Source organism: Gordonia sp. (in: high G+C Gram-positive bacteria) (assembly GCF_047606305.1).
In the GTDB taxonomy this organism is placed as follows: Bacteria; Actinomycetota; Actinomycetes; order Mycobacteriales; family Mycobacteriaceae; genus Gordonia.
Window position 1 is genome coordinate 1 of sequence record NZ_JASGER010000074.1, and the last position, 15,193, is coordinate 15,193.

The following is a 15,193-nucleotide window of genomic DNA, read 5'->3' on the forward strand; positions in this document are numbered from 1 at the left end:
CGCGACTGCTCCCCCAACCGCGCCCGCCGCCCGGCGCGGTCACCGGCGCGACGCGCGGCTTCGGAATACCCCGCTTCGGCGCGGGCCGGGCGCCAGCTGCCGCGTGCCGTCGACTTCTGGGCGTAGAAGTCGGCGACCTCGACCTCCTTGTGCCGCAGGGCGAGGGCGGTCGACGGACCGCCGGACTTCTCGGCTTTGGCGGCCTCGCTGCGGGCCTCGTCGCGGGCCTGCCCGAGCCGGGATCCGACGCGTTCGGCGAAGGCGGATTGGAAGTTCAACCGGGCGGTGATCGGCGACAGCTGCGTCTTCTCGACGACGCGGCGACGCAGCCAGCCGTTGTTGCGCACGACGACCCGGCGGGCCGTCTCCCCCTTGTAGGCGCCCGACTTCAGGTAGGCGTCGCTGGCGGCGACCATCTGGATCAACAGCGACGTGTAGAGCGCCTCGACGTTGTCGATGTCGGTGTCGAAGCCGTAGGCCAGCACGAAGGTGGAGTTGTGCGCGACGTCGACGGTGACGTCGTTGGCCCGGGCGATGGCCACGAATAGCTGGACGTAGGTCCGCAGCCCCCGTTTTCCGGCCTCGCCGATGGTGATCTGACGGGCCGCCGGGACGGTCCGCTCCCGCGCCGCCGGGTCGTGGGCGCGGGCCATGGCGAGGTCGATGGCCGCCGCGGTCGCCAGGCGCTGGGCGGCCGCCATGAAGGTCTGCGCCTCGTGTTCGTTGTCGGTGCCCTCGGCCTGGCGCAGCAGGGCCGCGATCCGGGAGAGGGTCTTTTCGTCGCGCATACTTCTTAGACTAATTGCGGGGCGATTCGGTTCCCCGCGGCGCCATTCGAGGCGACCTCAGCCGCCCGGCAGGGAGCGGCGCATCCCCCGCTGCAGACGGCGCATGCCGGCGAGCCAGCGCCCGTAGTCGGCGCCCTTGCCGCGGTACATCTCGAGCACCTCGGGATGCGGAAGCACCAGGAAGCGGTCGGCGGCGACGGCGTCGAGGACCATCACCGCGACGTCGGCGGGATCGAGGACCTCGCCCGCGGATTCGACGGTGTGGAGCATCAGCGCCTCGGCGTCGCTGACCGGGCGGTCCGGGCGCAGCAGTGCCGTGTCGACGCCCATCGGGCACACACAGCTCACCCCGACGCCGTCGTCGCCATAGGTGAGCGAGAGCCATTCGGCGAAGCCAACGGCGGCGTGCTTGGTCGTGGAATACGTGGCCGACCCGATCTGGGACAGCAGGCCGGCCGCCGACGCGGTGGTCACGAAGTGGCCGCTCCCCCGCTCCACCCAGCCGGGCACCAGGGCCCGGGCGGCGCGCACGTGCGCGAGAAGGTTCACGTCGAGCGCGCGGGCCCAGTCCTCGTCGGTGGCCGCCAACCCGGCGGCACCGGCGATCCCGGCGTTGGCGAAGTACAGGTCGACGGGCCCGAAGGCCCGCTCGGCGGCGGCGATCTGCGCCTCGATCACCGCGGGATCGGAGGTGTCCCCGGCGACGGCGACCGCCGAGCCCTCGGGCAGCCGCGCGGCGGTTCGGGCGGTGGCGGTCTCGTCGAGGTCGGCGACGACGACGCGCGCACCCCGTGCGACGAGCTCTGCGGACAGTGCGGCCCCGATGCCGCTCGCCGCGCCCGTCACGATTGCCACCCGGCCGTCGACCTCCATGCCGTCAACGTACCGGATCGCCGCGCCCGCAAACCCGACAGAAACGAGCAAACCCAGCACCGTAAGGTGCTGGGTTTGCTCGGAACCGTGTGCTTGCGACTAGGCCTGGTCGGCCTCGGTGAAGTTGCGCGTCACCGCCGGGTCGACCGGGATGCCCGGGCCGGTGGTGGTGGACACGGTGACCTTCTTGACGTAGCGACCCTTGGCGGCCGACGGCTTGGCGCGCTGGATCTCGTCGTAGGCGGCGCCGTAGTTCTCCGCGAGCTGCTCGGGGCTGAACGAGGCCTTGCCGATGACGAAGTGCAGGTTGGCCGCCTTGTCGACGCGGAAGTTGATCTTGCCGCCCTTGATGTCGTTGACGGCCTTGGTGACGTCGGTGGTCACGGTGCCGGTCTTCGGGTTCGGCATCAGGCCGCGCGGGCCCAGGACGCGGGCGATCCGGCCGACCTTGGCCATCTGGTCCGGGGTCGCGATCGCGGCGTCGAACTCGAGCCAGCCGCCGTTGATCTTCTCGATCAGGTCCTCGGCGCCGACCTCGTCGGCGCCGGCGGCCTTCGCCTCGTCGGCCTTCTCGCCGGCCGCGAACACGATGACGCGGGCGGTCTTACCGGTGCCGTGCGGCAGGTTGACGGTGCCGCGGACCAGCTGGTCGGCCTTGCGGGGGTCGACGCCCAGGCGGACGGCGACCTCGACGGTGGAGTCGGTGTTCTTCGACGCCGTCTCCTTGGCGAGCTGCACGGCCTCCAGCGGGCTGTACAGGTTGTCCTTGTCGATCTTCTCCGCGGCGGCGCGGTAGGCCTTGCTTCGTTGTGCCATTGCTCTGTTCCTTCTCCGGTGTGCCCGGGTTAGTGGTTGATGGGCCGAGCCGGCCCTCCCACGGGGGTTGGTGCTTCTGCGCCCGCTGTCACGCGGGCCAGTGCGTTTCGCTAGCCCTCGACGACGATGCCCATGGAGCGGGCGGTGCCGGCGATGATCTTCGCCGCCTGGTCGATGTCGTTGGCGTTGAGATCTTCGGCCTTGGTCTTGGCGATCTCACGGACCTGGTCCATGGTCACCTTGCCGACCTTGTTCACGTGCGGCTCGCCGGAGCCCTTCTGCAAGCCGGCCGCCTTGAGCAGCAGCTTGGCGGCGGGCGGGGTCTTCAGCTTGAAGTCGAACGAGCGGTCTTCGTACACGAAGATCTCGACCGGCACCACGTTGCCGCGCTGATTCTCAGTCGCCGCGTTGTAGGCCTTGCAGAACTCCATGATGTTCACGCTGTGCTGACCCAGCGCCGGACCCACCGGCGGAGCCGGATTGGCCTGGCCCGCCTGGATCTGGAGCTTGATGATCCCGGCGATCTTCTTCTTCTTGGGAGGCATCCTTATTGTCCTTTTTCTTTCCTCATCCGCGCACGCTGGATACGCGGAAGTCTGTGTGGCGAGGGGCGCGCGGGGCGCCCGACGCTAAATCTTCTCGACCTGGTTGAAGCCGAGCTCGACGGGCGTCTCGCGGCCGAAGATCGACACGAGCACCTTGACCTTGCGCTGCTCGGCGTTGACCTCGCTGATCGACGCGGGCAGGGTCGCGAACGGGCCGTCCATGACGGTGACCGACTCGCCGACCTCGAAGTCGACCTCGATCGGCGCGGTTGCCGCAGCGGCGGCGGCCGCCACGTCCGCGCCCTTGGTGGACGCGGCTTTCTTCGGCTCGCTGCGCGGGACGAGGAACTTCAGCACCTCGTCGAGCGTCAGCGGCGACGGACGCGACGTCAGCCCGACGAATCCGGTCACACCCGGGGTGTTGCGCACGGCGCCCCACGACTCGTCGTTGAGGTCCATGCGCACCAGGATGTAGCCGGGCAGCACCTTGCGGTTGACCTTCTTCGGCTGACCGTTCTTGATCTCGGTGACCTCTTCGGTCGGCACCTCGACCTGGAAGATGTAGTCCTCGAGGTCGAGGTTCTGCACGCGGGTCTCGAGATTGGCCTTCACCTTGTTCTCGTAGCCGGCGTAGGAGTGGATGACGTACCAGTCGCCCGGGGCGAACCGCAGCTGGCGGCGCATCGCGTCGGCCGGATCCTCCTCCTCGGCGGGCTCGTCGGCAGCGGGGGCCGCCTCGGCAGCGTCCTCGACGGCGGGGGCCTCATCGGTCGGCTCGGCAGCGGGCTCAGCTGCGCTCTCGGCCGATTCCTCGACAGCCCCCTCGACGGGGGCCGCGTCCTCCGCGGGAGCCTCGACCACGTCGGAGACCGCGGTCTCGACCGCCTCCGCGGCAGCCGGGGCCGCCGAGGTGGTGTCCTCGGTCGATTCGATCTCGTTCTCGGGGTTGGTCACTGCCCGATGCTCCTTTGGATTGGGAAAAGCTGGTGTACGCCGGTCGGGTGCGGTCGGCTACCCGGGGACGCCCGGGGTGGGGGTCGGCTTGGCATCGCCGCCGAACACCCAGAGGATCAACCGGCCGAAGCCCTGGTCGAGCCCGAAGATGAACAGGGTGAACACGATGATGAACACCAACACGATGAGCGTGTAGATGATCGTCTCGCGCCGGGTAGGCCAGATGACCTTCTTCATCTCGGAGACGACCTGCTGCAGGAACGTCCACACCGCGACGAACGGGTTGCGACTGCCGGTGGCCGCGGCCTCGGAGGACTTGTCGGCGCGAGCCGCACGGCGCGACGTACCGGCGCGCTTGCCGGTGGGCCGCGGCGTCGCGTCGTCGTCGAGCGTGTCGACGGCGGCGTCGACCACGTCGTCGCCCTTCGCCTTCGCTTTGCCAGCTCGATCGCGCTTGCTCATTCGAGTCCTCTCGTTTCCGGTGGCCGTGGCAATCCACGGCAGGGGCGACAGGACTTGAACCTGCAACCTGCGGTTTTGGAGACCGCTGCTCTGCCAGTTGAGCTACGCCCCTTTGTGACCGGGTCGGTCACGCCCGATTGACCCGAACATGACAACGCGCCACCCTATTGGGCGGCGCGCAAGTCAAGAGTCAATCTGACACTTCAGTGTAGAGCACCGACGGCGCCTGACACCAATCCGTTCAGCTGAACTGGACGACGATGTTGGCCCGGCCGAAGATCTTGCGGTCGCCCTGCTTGCCGACGAGGGCGATGGTGCCCTTGCGGGTCTCCGGGTTGAGCGACTTCACCTTGGCCGTGAAGTCGACCGACGCGTAGTCGTCGGCGGGCACGTACACCGGGCTGGTGAAGCGCACGTTGTACTCGCAGAACGCGGCGGGGTCCCCGATGAACTGCGACACGTAGGTGGCGCCCAGACCCATCGTCTGCATGCCGTGCGCGACGACGCCGTCGAGGCCGGCGGCCTGCACGACCTGGTCGGAGTAGTGGATCGGGTTCGGGTCGCCGACGACGCCGGCGTAGTTCGTCAGGTTTCCGCGGGTCAGCAAGAAGGACTTGGGGTCGAACTCCTGCCCGACGGTGAGGCTGTCGAAGTCGATCGCCTTGCCGGCCGACGGCGACTGCGTCGGGTCGGGCTGACCGGGCTCGGCGGGCGGTCGGTTGACGGTCTTGCCGGGGTCGCCGAAGGCGTCACACTTAGGCATGACGTGCTCGAGGGATTCGACCAGCTCGGGGTCGACCTCGACGCCGGTGCGCGCGACCAGCGAGGTGTAGGTGGTCATGACCGGCTCGTCGTGCTGGTTCCAGATGACGTTCTTGCTCACCAGCATGTCCAGGTTCTCCGGCTTGCTGATGTGGCGGAACGAGTCCAGCGACACGTCGCAGATGAGCTGGTCGCCGACCTTCATCGGCGAGTGGTAGATCAGCCGCTGGTCGGTCTGCATGATCTGCCACAGGTCGTAGCCGGTGACGACGTGCTCGAACAGGTACCGCTGCGCGGTGATGCCGAAGGCCGACACGAAGGTCGGGTGCGCGACGAGGCTGTCGTAGCCGTACTCGGCGGCCGCGGCCTCGCTCCAGTGCGTCGGGTGCGCGTCCTGCACGGCCATGGCGTGCTTGCGGACCTCTTCGCGACCGACCTCGTAGTAGTCGTCGACGGTGTAGTGGAAGCCGACGAGCCCGGCGGTGCGCTCGGCCAGCGCCTCGGGGCTCAGCTTCTCAGCCGGGGTCTCATCGGGATCGGAACCGGAAAACACAGTCAAACCTGCCTAGTCGTCGCGAGGTGTCGGGGCTGTCGCGCGAAGCGGAGCGACAAAAGGAAAAGGGACACCGTTGCCGGTGCCCCTGTTCGTCAGCGCGATTCCTTGTGCGCCTGATGCGTTCCGCAGTTGGGGCAGAACTTCTTGATCTCCAGGCGGTCGGGATCGTTCCGACGGTTCTTCTTGGTGATGTAGTTGCGGTGCTTGCACACCTCGCACGCCAAGGTGATCTTGGGGCGAACGTCAGTCGAGGAGGCCACGTCGCTGCCTTCTTTCGGTGGTACTGGCGCCCGGTTTCGGTCTCTCGACCGGCACCGGGCCTCTTGTTCTTCGGATCGGCGGCCGCCGATCCGAGTGTGTAGCGGTGGGGGGACTCGATCCCCCGACCTCACGATTATGAGTCGTGCGCTCTAACCAGCTGAGCTACACCGCCGCGCGGACCGATCTGCTGAATCGGGTCCAGCGAGCCCCCTGACGGAATCGAACCGTCGACCTTTTCCTTACCATGGAAACGCTCTGCCGACTGAGCTAAGGGGGCGTCGTCGCCTCTACTCCGGGCAGGCCCGACGAGAAGACAACATGACGAGGTTACACACCGGAAACCGGGTCGGACAAATCATGTCCGACCGCCGCTTCTCGGTGGGAAAGCCCACGTCGTGGCAGGTATAGGATTCGAACCTATGTAGCTTGCGCGACGGATTTACAATCCGCTCCCTTTGGCCGCTCGGGCAACCTGCCGGTGCGCTCTTGCCGCTCGGGAGCGACGAAGGGCAACGCCGCAAAGAATACAACGCCTCCCCGGGGCGTGCGCAAACCCGCTGTTCACGCCCGCCTCCGATCGACCCGCTACGCTGTGGCCCATGGCAGATTCATCCTTCGACGTGGTCAGCAAGATCGATCGGCAAGAGGTCGACAACGCACTCAACCAGGCGGCCAAGGAGCTGTCGCAGCGCTACGACTTCCGCGGCACCAACACCCGGATCGAGTGGTCGGGCGACGAGGCGATCGTCATCACCTCGGACGCCGAGGAACGCGCCCAGGCCGCGCTCGGGGTGTTCCAGGAGAAGCTCATCCGCCGCGACATCTCGCTGAAGGCCTTCGAGGCCGGCGACCCGGCGGCGTCGGGCAAGACCTTCAAGATCACCGGCACCCTCAAGCAGGGCATCGACTCCGAGCACGCCAAGAAGATCTCCAAGATCATCCGCGATGAGGGCCCCAAGGGTGTGAAGGCGCAGATCCAGGGCGAGGAGGTGCGCGTCTCGAGCAAGAAGCGCGACGACCTGCAGGCCGTGATCGCGCTGCTCAAGGGCTCCGACCTCGACATCGCCCTCCAGTTCGTCAACTACCGCTAGCGGACCGCACAAACGAGTGGACCCGAGCCCATCGCGGGCTCGGGTCCACTTGTTCGTCGTGACGCGGACTAGGCGGTCTCGCCCATCTTGCGGGCCATCTCGTGCAGTCGCGCGATGCGGTCCTCGGTCGGCGGGTGCGTCGACATCAGCTTCTGCACGCCGCCGAACGGGCTCTCGATCATCATGTGCGCCTGCGACTCGATCGCCGGGTCCTTCGGCAGCGGCTCGGAGCTGACGCCGGTGGAGATCTTCTCCAGCGCCGACGCCAGGGCCAGCGGATCCTTCGTCAGCTCGGCACCGGACTCGTCGGCCTGGTACTCCCGCGAGCGCGAGACGGCCATCTTGATGACGCCGGCGGCGAGCGGGCCGAGCACCATCAGCATCAGGCTGGCGAGGATGCCGGGGCCGTTGCCGTCACGGCTGCCGCCGCTGAACATCATGGCCCAGTGCGCCAGGCCGGTGATGATCGCGGCCAGCGCGCCGGCCACCGACGAGATCAGAATGTCGCGGTTGTAGACGTGCGACAGCTCGTGGCCGAGCACCGCGCGCAGCTCGCGCTCGGACAGCAGCGGCAGGATGCCGGCGGTGCAGCAGACCGCGGCGTTCTTCGGGTTGCGGCCGGTCGCGAAGGCGTTCGGCGACTGGGTGGGGCTGATGTACAGCGCCGGCATGGGCTGCTTGGCGTCGGTGGCCAGCTCGCGCACGATCTTGTAGAGCGCGGGCGCCTCGACCTCGGTGACGGGCTGGGCGTGCATCGCCTTCAGCGACATCTTCGCCGAGTTGAAGTACACGTAGGCGTTGGTGGCGATCGCCAGGACGACCGAGCCGAGCAGGATGCCCGGGCTCTTGAACATCGCGCCGATGCCGACGATGATCGCCGACATCAGACCGAGCAGCATCGCGGTCTTCACACCGTTGAAGAAATGCATGTCCTACCTCTTCTGGTGGGCCGCGGGGCGCGGCCACTCACCTTGCATACTGCCAAACGCGGGGACGGCCCGTCGGGTTCCCGACATGCCGCGCAATTCGGGCGCGTCGGCTATCCGGTGCGCTCGATGGTGTACGCGGCCAGGTCGGCCAGAGCATCACGGGCGGGTCCGGCGGGCAGGTGCGCCAGGTCGTCCTGCGCCGCTGCGAGGTACTCGCGGAGCTTGTCGTGGGCGGCGGCCATGCCCGCCGAGGACCGCAGCAGGCCCAGTGCCTCGTCGACCTCGGCATCGTCGACCAGCGGCCGCGGCTTGCCGGTCCCCTCGTCGACGAGCAGTGTGCGCAGCCGCGTGCCGGTCTCGTCGTCGCCGGCCAGCGCGTAGAGCACCGGCAGGGTGTGCACGCCCTCGCGCAGGTCGGTGCCGGGGGTCTTGCCCGAGTCGTCGGTGACCGACGCGATGTCGATGATGTCGTCGGAGACCTGGAAGGCGGTGCCGATGACGTCGCCCAGGCGCGCGAGGCGCTCGACGGTCTCGGTGTCGGCCCGCGAGGTCATCGCGCCGAACCGTCCGGCCGCGGAGATGAGCGAGCCGGTCTTCTCCCACACGACCTTCAGGTAGTGCTCGACGGGATCGGCACCACTGGCGACACCGACGGTCTCGCGCATCTGACCGGTGACCAGCTCGGCGAAGGTGTCCGCGATGATCAGCACCGACTCGGGGCCCAACGTCGACACGAGCCGGGAGGCGCGCGCGAACAGGAAGTCGCCGGACAGGATCGCGATCGAGTTGCTCCACCGCGCGTTGGCCGACTCGGCGCCACGGCGCACGGGCGCCTCGTCCATCACGTCGTCGTGGTACAGCGTCGCGAGGTGGATCATCTCGACGACGGTCGCCGCGGTGATGACCTCCGGCGCGTCGGGGCGGGGGCCGAACTGTGCGGCGAGGATGGCGAACATCGGGCGGAAGCGCTTGCCGCCGGCCTTGGCCAGGTGCGACGCGGCTTCGGTGAGCAGGTCGTCGCCGGAGGAGAGTTCGCTGAGCAGCAGGTCCTCGACCTGCGCCAACGACGTCTTCACGGCGACGGAAAAGTCGTCGGATCCGAGGTTCAAGCCGGCGATCGTCGACTTCACGTGTAATGCCACCTGCACAGGGTTTTCGGGGGTCGGCGCGGTCGCGCCCTACTCGCCGAGCCTAGCCGACCGGCCCACCCGACATACTGGTCGGGTGAGCAACGCCACCGACGCCGAACCGGCGCCTTCGCCGACCCCCGGGCGCACCGATGTCCTCGTCGTCGGCGCGGGTCCGGCGGGGTCGGCCGCGGCCGCCTACGCGGCACGGGCCGGGCGCGATGTCGTGCTGCTGGACATGGCGACCTTCCCCCGCGACAAGACCTGCGGCGACGGCCTGACGCCGCGCGCGATCACCGAGCTGGACGCACTCGGATTCGCCGACCGGCTGGCCGGCCGACCGCGGATCATCGGGCTGCACCTGCACGGGTGGGGCGCCGACCAGCGGGTCACCTGGCCCGGCGAGCGCTTCGCCGATTGGGGCAGCGCAGTGGCCCGGATGGAGTTCGACGACGAACTGCGCCGCTTCGCCGGCGAGGCGGGTGCGCAGATGGTGTCGGGGCACAAGGCCGTCGACGTCGAGTGGGACGGCGACCGGATCGGGGCCGTCGTGGTCGAGGGTCCGGAGGGTAGGCGGACCATCGGGGCGCAGACGGTGATCGTCGCCGACGGTGTGCGCTCGGGTCTGGGCAAGGTGCTCGGACGACAGTGGCACCGGGACACGGCCTACGGCACCGCCGGACGCGCCTACGTGGCCTCCGGTCGCGCCGATTCGGAATGGATGGGCTCGCACCTGGAGCTGCGCGACGCCGCGGGCACGGCGCTGCCCGGGTACGGCTGGGTGTTCCCGCTCGGCGACGGACAGCTGAACGTCGGGGTGGGGGCGCTGGCCACGGCCAAACGACCGGCGCACGTGGAGTTGCGGCCCACCCTGCGGCACTACGCCGAGATGGTCCGCGAGGAGTGGCAGATCACCGGCGAACCGCAGCGGGTCACCTCCGCGCTGCTACCGATGGGCGGCGCCGTCAGCGGCGTCGCGGGCCGCAACTGGATGCTCATCGGCGATGCGGCGGCGTGCGTGAACCCACTCAACGGCGAGGGCATCGACTACGGCCTGGAAACCGCCCGGCTGGCGGTCGGGTTGCTCGGCGACGGCGTCGACGACTTCACCGAGCGCTGGCCGGATCTGCTGACCGAGCACTATGCGACCGCGTTCTCCGCGGCCCGACGGTTGGCGGCGCTGTTCACCGTGCCGCAGGTGGTGCCGTTGCTGGGACGGCCGGGCCTGCGGTCGGGCCGGCTGATGGCGACGGTCGTCCGGGTGATGGCGAACCTGGTCACCGAAGAGGACAAGGACGTCGTGGCGCGTGCCTGGCGAACGGCCGGTCGGATGTCGATCCGCGTCGACGACCGCCCTCCCTTCCGCTGAGCCGCCGAGTGGGCGGTCATCTCCGCCGAGTGGACTCCTCTCGACAAGAATCTGGGCACGCTCGACGGAATTCTGGGCACGCTCGACGAGAATCTGGGCACGCTCGACGAGAATCTGGGCACGCTCGACGGAGAAGGCGGAGCCGTCAGGCGCGACGCGGTTTGATCGTCACCAGGGCGGCGGCGACGGCCGTCGTGAGCGGCACCGACATTGCGATGGCTATGCCGCCCACGAAGGCGCGGGCTAGCTCGATCACGACCTGATCGGTGGTCACCAACGAGTCGAAGGGCTGCGCCGCCACCGAGAACAGCAGCAGCAGGGGAAGCGCACTGCCCGCGTAGGCGAAGACCAGCGTGTAGACGGTGCTGGCGATGTGGTCGCGGCCGACGCGCATCGCGGCGCGGAATGTCGCCATCCGGGACGGCTCGCCGGCGGCGGCGAGCTCGAAGGTCGCCGACGCCTGAGTGATCGTCACGTCGTTGAGGACGCCGAGGGCGCCGATGATGAAGCCGGCCAACAGCAGGCCGGTCATCGAGATGGTCCCCTGGTAGAGCTGCAGGCTCATCGACTGGTCGCCGGAGAGCCCGGCGATGTGCATGGTGCGGATCGCCAACCAGCTCAGCAACCCGGCGAAGACGAGGGATACGAGCGTTCCGACCAGCGCCGCCGACGTCCGCATACTCACCCCGTGCGCGAGGTAGAGCACGACGAACAGGATCAGCGCCGCCGAGACGACGGCGACGGCAACCGGCGAGTGCCCGGCGAGGATGGACGGCAGCGTGAAGATGCCCAGCACGAGGAAGGCGAACACCAGACCGATGATCGAGCGCAACCCCTTCCACGCGGCGACCACGACGATCGCGAGCACGAACAGCAGCGCCCACACGATGATCGCCGGGCCGCGCGCGAAGTCGTAGAAGCTGTACCGCGGCTGGCCGTCGACGCCCGGCAGGATGCCGACGCGGATCGTGTTGTCGACGTGCAGGGTCGGCTGGCCGGGCTGCGGCTGGTCGGCGGTGCGCGGGTCGATGGCCGGTTGGTCGGGCCCGTCGCCGGATTGGGCGCGGTTGGTGGGGATCTGCAGCAGCACGACCTTCCCCTGGTCGGCCCCGCTGTCCAGGCGGATGGTCGTGGCAAAGCAGGGCCCGTCGGCGACCGGTTCCACCTCGAGCACGGACTGGTCGACGGCCTGACCGATCAGCGGGTTCTGGCAATCGGCACGGGTCTGCGCGACGACGGTCGCGGTCTCGGTGCGGATCGGCCCGCCGTCGGCGGAGCGGAACTGCATCGGGATCGGGTGTTGGCCGGTCGACGACGGCCACAGCACCGCCAGTCCGACGGCGACGGCGATCGCGGCCAGCGACAGGATCGCCACGACCACCCACCGCGCGGCGTTGCCCAGCGGCACCGGACCGTCGGCGCCGTGGTGATGGCCGTGGCCGTGCGACGGGACGACGTTGCGCCCGGTCTCGGGCTCGTCGATGCGGTGACTCACGCGGGCAACGCTACTTGACGGCGCTGTGCAGCGCGGCGATGCCGCCGGTGAGGTTGTGCCAGTGCACGCCGCGGAATCCGGCCTCGCGGATCAATGCCGCCAGGCGCGGTTGATCGGGCCATTCGCGGATCGATTCGGCCAGGTAGACATAGGCGTCCGGGTTGCTGGAGACCCGGGTCGCGACCTCCGGCAGGGCGCGCATCAGGTACTCGAGGTAGACCGTGCGGAACGGCCGCCACGTCGGGGTGGAGAACTCACAGATGACCAGTCGGCCACCGGGGCGCAGCACGCGGCGAAGTTCACGCAGGGCCAGCCCGACGTCGTTGACGTTGCGCAGGCCGAAGGAGATGGTCGCCGCGTCGAAGGATTCGTCGGCGAAGGGCAGTGCGAGGGCGTCGGCCGCGACCTTCGGCACGTCGCGGTCCGCGCCGGCCTTGAGCATCCCCAGGGAGAAGTCCGCGGCGATGACCTGCGCGCCGCTCTTGGCCAGCTCGACGGTCGAGACCGCGGTGCCGGCGGCCAGGTCGAGTGCCACCTCGCCGCGCCGCAGTCCGAGTGCGCGCCGGGTGGCGGCCCGCCAGCGACGGTCCTGCGCGAAGGACAGCACCGTGTTCGTCAGGTCGTAGCGCTTGGCCACGCCGTCGAACATCGACGCCACCTCGTCGGGTCGCTTGGCAAGGTCGGCGACAGGGGAATCGCGATGGTCGGCGACGTCGTTCATGGGGTCCAACGTAGTACCCCGGGCGACGCGTGCGGCGGGTGGTCAGCCCGCGAGCGGTGCCCCAGCCGTCGCCTCGTCCCGATCGTGCAGGACGGCACGGTAGTGGCTCAGCAGCTCGTCGCAGACCGTCGACCAGGTGCGCGAGCGCACCCAGGCCAGCCCGGAGCCGCCGAAGCGCGCCCGGGTCGCCGGGTCGCGCAGCTGGTCGACCGCGCCGGGGAGCAGTTCGGCGAACCGGTCCGGGTCGAGCAGGAATCCGGTGCGCCCGTGGTCGACCAGGTCGCAGGGGCCGCCGGCGTAGGGACCGATGACCGGCACCCCGCTGGCCATGGCCTCCTGGATCGTCTGGCAGAAGGTCTCGTGCCGGCCGGCGTGTACGAACACGTCCAGGCTGGCGTAGGCGCGGGCGAGCTCTTCGCCGTGCAGGGCGCCGGTGAAGATCGCGCCGGACAGCTGCTTGGCGAGCTGTTTGCGCTGCGGTCCGTCGCCAACGATGACCAGCTGGATCGACGGGTCGTGCGCGAGCGAGGCGAGCTTGTGGACATCCTTCTCCGGTGCCAGCCGACCGACGAACCCGACGATGAGGCGGCGCTCGCGGTCGTCGTCGTGGGTGGCGCCCGACCACTGGGCGATCAGGTCGGCGTCGGCGTGCTCGGGACCGAACTGCCCGAGGTCGACGCCGCGCCCCCACCGGTGGACGCGCGGGATCCCGTGGGCGGCGAGATCGCGGACCGAGGCCGACGACGGGGCGAGGGTGCGGTCGCACGCACTGTGCAGCCGTCGCAGGTACTTCCACGCCGCGCGGGAGGTGAAGGTCGCGTTGTAGCTGGCGGCGAAACCGGCGACGTCGGTCTGGAAGACCGCGACCGTCGGCAGGTGCTGGCGACGCGCGGCGAAGGCACCGGCCCCGCCGAGGACGAAGGGCGACGCAAGGTGCACGACGTCCGGCGCGAAGTCGCGCAGCGCACGGTGCACCAGCGGCGTCGGTACGCCGACCGGCAGCGACGGCACACCCGGGACCATGACGGCCGGAACGTGGTGAACGGGCGTTCCCCGACCGACGACCGTCGGCCCGGACGCCTGGCCGCGGGGTGTGTCCGGCGCGATGATCAGCGCCTCGTGTCCGGTGCGCTCGAGGTGGTCGACGACGCGCAGCACGGAGTTGGCCACACCGTTGACCTGCGGCAGGAAACTCTCGGTCACAATTGCCACTCGCATGCCACCAGTCTCATGCGTAAACGCTGCGCATCGGTGGTGCGGAACCCAACGCCCGGTGAACAGGCGACCAATGATTAGGCGGCGTCGGCGGGTGCCGGCGAGGACGGCGCCGCACCTGACCAGCGGCGTCGCCGCCCGAGTTCGGCGACCGCGACCATCAGTGCACCCAGGACCGCCCACGCGCCGACGATCACCGACAGGCACGGAATGACCGCCAGGCCGGCGTTGCGCCCGGTGGGTCGCGCCAACCCGTCCGGGTTGGCCGCGTCGTAGTCCACCGAGATGCGCTGCCCGACCGCCAACTTGGTCGGGTACAGCAGGCCCAGCTGGGGGTTGTGGAACTTGCCGTCGGGGGTGAAGAACCCGACCGAGGCGTGCAGCCGGTCGGCCGACGACACGTCGGCGACGGTGGTGACCTTGTTGGCGTTGATCTGCCGGTCGTCCTTGACGCAACCGAGGAACAGGAACACCGCCATCAGGGTGAGCAGGATCCCGATGACGACCAGCGTCGTCTGCACGATGCGCTGCGCGGTCGGGTTCATGGGGACAGGCTACCGATACAGCTCGGCGGCGATGGCCTCGTGGACCTCGCGCAGCCGGGTGCGGTCGGTCGGGACCTCCACCACCTGCAGGCCCGCCGACGGCTCGGCGAGGACGGCGGGCAGCTCGTCGACGGCGACGCGGCAGTGCGGCACCCGCACGCCGGTGCACAGCGCGGCGAGGTCGGTGTGGTGCGGCGTGCCGAAGATCCGTTCGTGGGCGCCGGCGTAGTCACCCCGGGAGTACCGCGGATCGCCCTGTTCGAGCAGGCCGAAGATGCCGCCGCCGTCGTCGTTGGCCACGACGATCCGCAGATCGTCCGGGCGCGGCTCGGTCGGGCCGATGATCAGGCCGGTGGTGTCGTGGATGAAGGTCAAATCGCCCATGAGTGCGACGGTGGGGCCGCCCGCCAGCGCCGCGCCGATGGCCGTCGAATTGGTGCCGTCGATCCCGGCGACGCCGCGGTTGGACAGGACCCGCACCCCGTCGCCGATGGTTCCGGCCAGCGCCACGTCGCGAATGGGGTTGGAGGCGCCGAGGAACAGCTGCCGTCCGCTCCCGACGGCTCCGGCGACCGCCGCGGCGACGTGCAGGCCGGTCGTGGGTTCGGAGTCGGCCAGCACCCGCGCGACCGCGTCGACGGCCCGCCGGTTCTCGGCGGCGCACTCGGCGAGCCAGGCCGACCG

16 protein-coding genes, 4 tRNA genes and 1 pseudogene are annotated in these 15,193 nt (G+C 69.6%); 2 read left to right on the forward strand and 19 right to left on the reverse strand.

Translation table 11 applies throughout. The features are described from left to right. The 12 genes from QM634_RS11450 to QM634_RS11505 all read right to left on the reverse strand — a co-directional run. Positions 1-788, reverse strand: a 788-nt coding sequence (locus QM634_RS11450; RefSeq protein ID WP_415042907.1) for a DUF2786 domain-containing protein, incomplete at its 3' end; no start/stop codon positions are given. A 57-nt stretch (positions 789-845) separates the two neighbouring features. Further along, positions 846-1,661: an SDR family oxidoreductase gene (locus QM634_RS11455; RefSeq protein WP_415042920.1), complete on the reverse strand. Its 816-nt coding sequence runs from the start codon at positions 1,659-1,661 to the stop codon at positions 846-848. A 99-nt stretch (positions 1,662-1,760) separates the two neighbouring features. Then, positions 1,761-2,477, reverse strand: a complete 717-nt coding sequence (rplA, locus tag QM634_RS11460) for a 50S ribosomal protein L1 (RefSeq protein WP_415042908.1) — start codon at positions 2,475-2,477, stop codon at positions 1,761-1,763. 110 nt (positions 2,478-2,587) lie between these two features. Next, on the reverse strand, positions 2,588-3,022 hold the full coding sequence (rplK, locus tag QM634_RS11465; protein ID WP_415042909.1) for a 50S ribosomal protein L11: 435 nt from the start codon (positions 3,020-3,022) through the stop codon (positions 2,588-2,590). An 84-nt stretch (positions 3,023-3,106) separates the two neighbouring features. Continuing rightward, positions 3,107-3,976, reverse strand: coding sequence for a transcription termination/antitermination protein NusG (gene nusG, locus QM634_RS11470; protein WP_415042910.1), 870 nt, complete (start codon positions 3,974-3,976; stop codon positions 3,107-3,109). Between the two features lie 57 nt (positions 3,977-4,033). Next, positions 4,034-4,438 (reverse strand): preprotein translocase subunit SecE, encoded by a 405-nt coding sequence (gene secE, locus QM634_RS11475; protein ID WP_415042911.1) that lies wholly within the window; start codon positions 4,436-4,438, stop codon positions 4,034-4,036. 39 nt (positions 4,439-4,477) lie between these two features. Continuing rightward, a tRNA-Trp gene (locus QM634_RS11480) sits at positions 4,478-4,550 on the reverse strand. 129 nt (positions 4,551-4,679) lie between these two features. After that, positions 4,680-5,753 (reverse strand): fused (3R)-hydroxyacyl-ACP dehydratase subunits HadA/HadB, encoded by a 1,074-nt coding sequence (locus tag QM634_RS11485; protein ID WP_415042912.1) that lies wholly within the window; start codon positions 5,751-5,753, stop codon positions 4,680-4,682. Positions 5,754-5,848: 95 nt separating this feature from the next. Then, positions 5,849-6,016 (reverse strand): 50S ribosomal protein L33, encoded by a 168-nt coding sequence (gene rpmG, locus QM634_RS11490; protein ID WP_005188102.1) that lies wholly within the window; start codon positions 6,014-6,016, stop codon positions 5,849-5,851. A gap of 99 nt (positions 6,017-6,115) precedes the next feature. Then, positions 6,116-6,189: transfer RNA gene (locus QM634_RS11495), tRNA-Met, on the reverse strand. Positions 6,190-6,221: 32 nt separating this feature from the next. Further along, positions 6,222-6,294 (reverse strand) — tRNA-Thr (locus QM634_RS11500). 119 nt (positions 6,295-6,413) lie between these two features. Beyond that, a tRNA-Tyr gene (locus QM634_RS11505) sits at positions 6,414-6,494 on the reverse strand. Between the two features lie 122 nt (positions 6,495-6,616). On the opposite strand from QM634_RS11505, the gene QM634_RS11510 reads away from it, so the two are divergent. Continuing rightward, positions 6,617-7,108: a YajQ family cyclic di-GMP-binding protein gene (locus QM634_RS11510; RefSeq protein WP_415042913.1), complete on the forward strand. Its 492-nt coding sequence runs from the start codon at positions 6,617-6,619 to the stop codon at positions 7,106-7,108. 68 nt (positions 7,109-7,176) lie between these two features. On the opposite strand, the gene htpX is transcribed toward QM634_RS11510, so the two are convergent. After that, the gene (htpX, locus tag QM634_RS11515; RefSeq protein ID WP_415042914.1) at positions 7,177-8,037 is read right to left on the reverse strand and encodes a zinc metalloprotease HtpX; all 861 of its coding nucleotides are present in this window, start codon (positions 8,035-8,037) and stop codon (positions 7,177-7,179) included. A 110-nt stretch (positions 8,038-8,147) separates the two neighbouring features. Beyond that, positions 8,148-9,167, reverse strand: coding sequence for a polyprenyl synthetase family protein (locus QM634_RS11520; protein ID WP_415042921.1), 1,020 nt, complete (start codon positions 9,165-9,167; stop codon positions 8,148-8,150). A gap of 94 nt (positions 9,168-9,261) precedes the next feature. On the opposite strand from QM634_RS11520, the gene QM634_RS11525 reads away from it, so the two are divergent. Further along, a complete protein-coding gene (locus QM634_RS11525) occupies positions 9,262-10,533 on the forward strand; it encodes a geranylgeranyl reductase family protein (RefSeq protein WP_415042915.1) in 1,272 nt (423 codons plus the stop codon). 145 nt (positions 10,534-10,678) lie between these two features. Here the strand turns inward: QM634_RS11525 and QM634_RS11530 are convergent, their stop codons facing one another. The 5 genes and pseudogenes from QM634_RS11530 to QM634_RS11550 all read right to left on the reverse strand — a co-directional run. Further along, positions 10,679-12,028 (reverse strand): YibE/F family protein, encoded by a 1,350-nt coding sequence (locus tag QM634_RS11530; RefSeq protein WP_415042916.1) that lies wholly within the window; start codon positions 12,026-12,028, stop codon positions 10,679-10,681. Positions 12,029-12,038: 10 nt separating this feature from the next. Continuing rightward, on the reverse strand, positions 12,039-12,749 hold the full coding sequence (locus QM634_RS11535) for a demethylmenaquinone methyltransferase (protein ID WP_415042917.1): 711 nt from the start codon (positions 12,747-12,749) through the stop codon (positions 12,039-12,041). A gap of 42 nt (positions 12,750-12,791) precedes the next feature. Beyond that, a complete protein-coding gene (locus QM634_RS11540) occupies positions 12,792-13,967 on the reverse strand; it encodes a glycosyltransferase family 4 protein (RefSeq protein ID WP_415042918.1) in 1,176 nt (391 codons plus the stop codon). 74 nt (positions 13,968-14,041) lie between these two features. Then, positions 14,042-14,509 carry a hypothetical protein gene (locus tag QM634_RS11545; protein WP_415042919.1) on the reverse strand — a complete coding sequence of 156 codons (468 nt, stop codon included), beginning with the start codon at positions 14,507-14,509 and terminating at the stop codon, positions 14,042-14,044. Positions 14,510-14,518: 9 nt separating this feature from the next. Then, positions 14,519-15,193, reverse strand: a pseudogene (locus QM634_RS11550) (2-succinyl-5-enolpyruvyl-6-hydroxy-3-cyclohexene-1-carboxylic-acid synthase); the annotation flags it as partial.

Excerpts from the sequence above, each read along its gene's own strand:
- QM634_RS11455 (WP_415042920.1), bottom strand. The coding sequence starts at position 1,661 with ATGGAGGTCGACGGCCGGGTGGCAATCGTGACGGGCGCGGCGAGCGGC.
- rplA (WP_415042908.1), bottom strand. The coding sequence starts at position 2,477 with ATGGCACAACGAAGCAAGGCCTACCGCGCCGCCGCGGAGAAGATCGAC.
- rplK (WP_415042909.1), bottom strand. The coding sequence starts at position 3,022 with ATGCCTCCCAAGAAGAAGAAGATCGCCGGGATCATCAAGCTCCAGATC.
- secE (WP_415042911.1), bottom strand. The coding sequence starts at position 4,438 with ATGAGCAAGCGCGATCGAGCTGGCAAAGCGAAGGCGAAGGGCGACGAC.
- QM634_RS11510 (WP_415042913.1), top strand. The coding sequence starts at position 6,617 with ATGGCAGATTCATCCTTCGACGTGGTCAGCAAGATCGATCGGCAAGAG.
- htpX (WP_415042914.1), bottom strand. The coding sequence starts at position 8,037 with ATGCATTTCTTCAACGGTGTGAAGACCGCGATGCTGCTCGGTCTGATG.
- QM634_RS11535 (WP_415042917.1), bottom strand. The coding sequence starts at position 12,749 with ATGAACGACGTCGCCGACCATCGCGATTCCCCTGTCGCCGACCTTGCC.
- QM634_RS11540 (WP_415042918.1), bottom strand. The coding sequence starts at position 13,967 with ATGCGAGTGGCAATTGTGACCGAGAGTTTCCTGCCGCAGGTCAACGGT.
- QM634_RS11545 (WP_415042919.1), bottom strand. The coding sequence starts at position 14,509 with ATGAACCCGACCGCGCAGCGCATCGTGCAGACGACGCTGGTCGTCATC.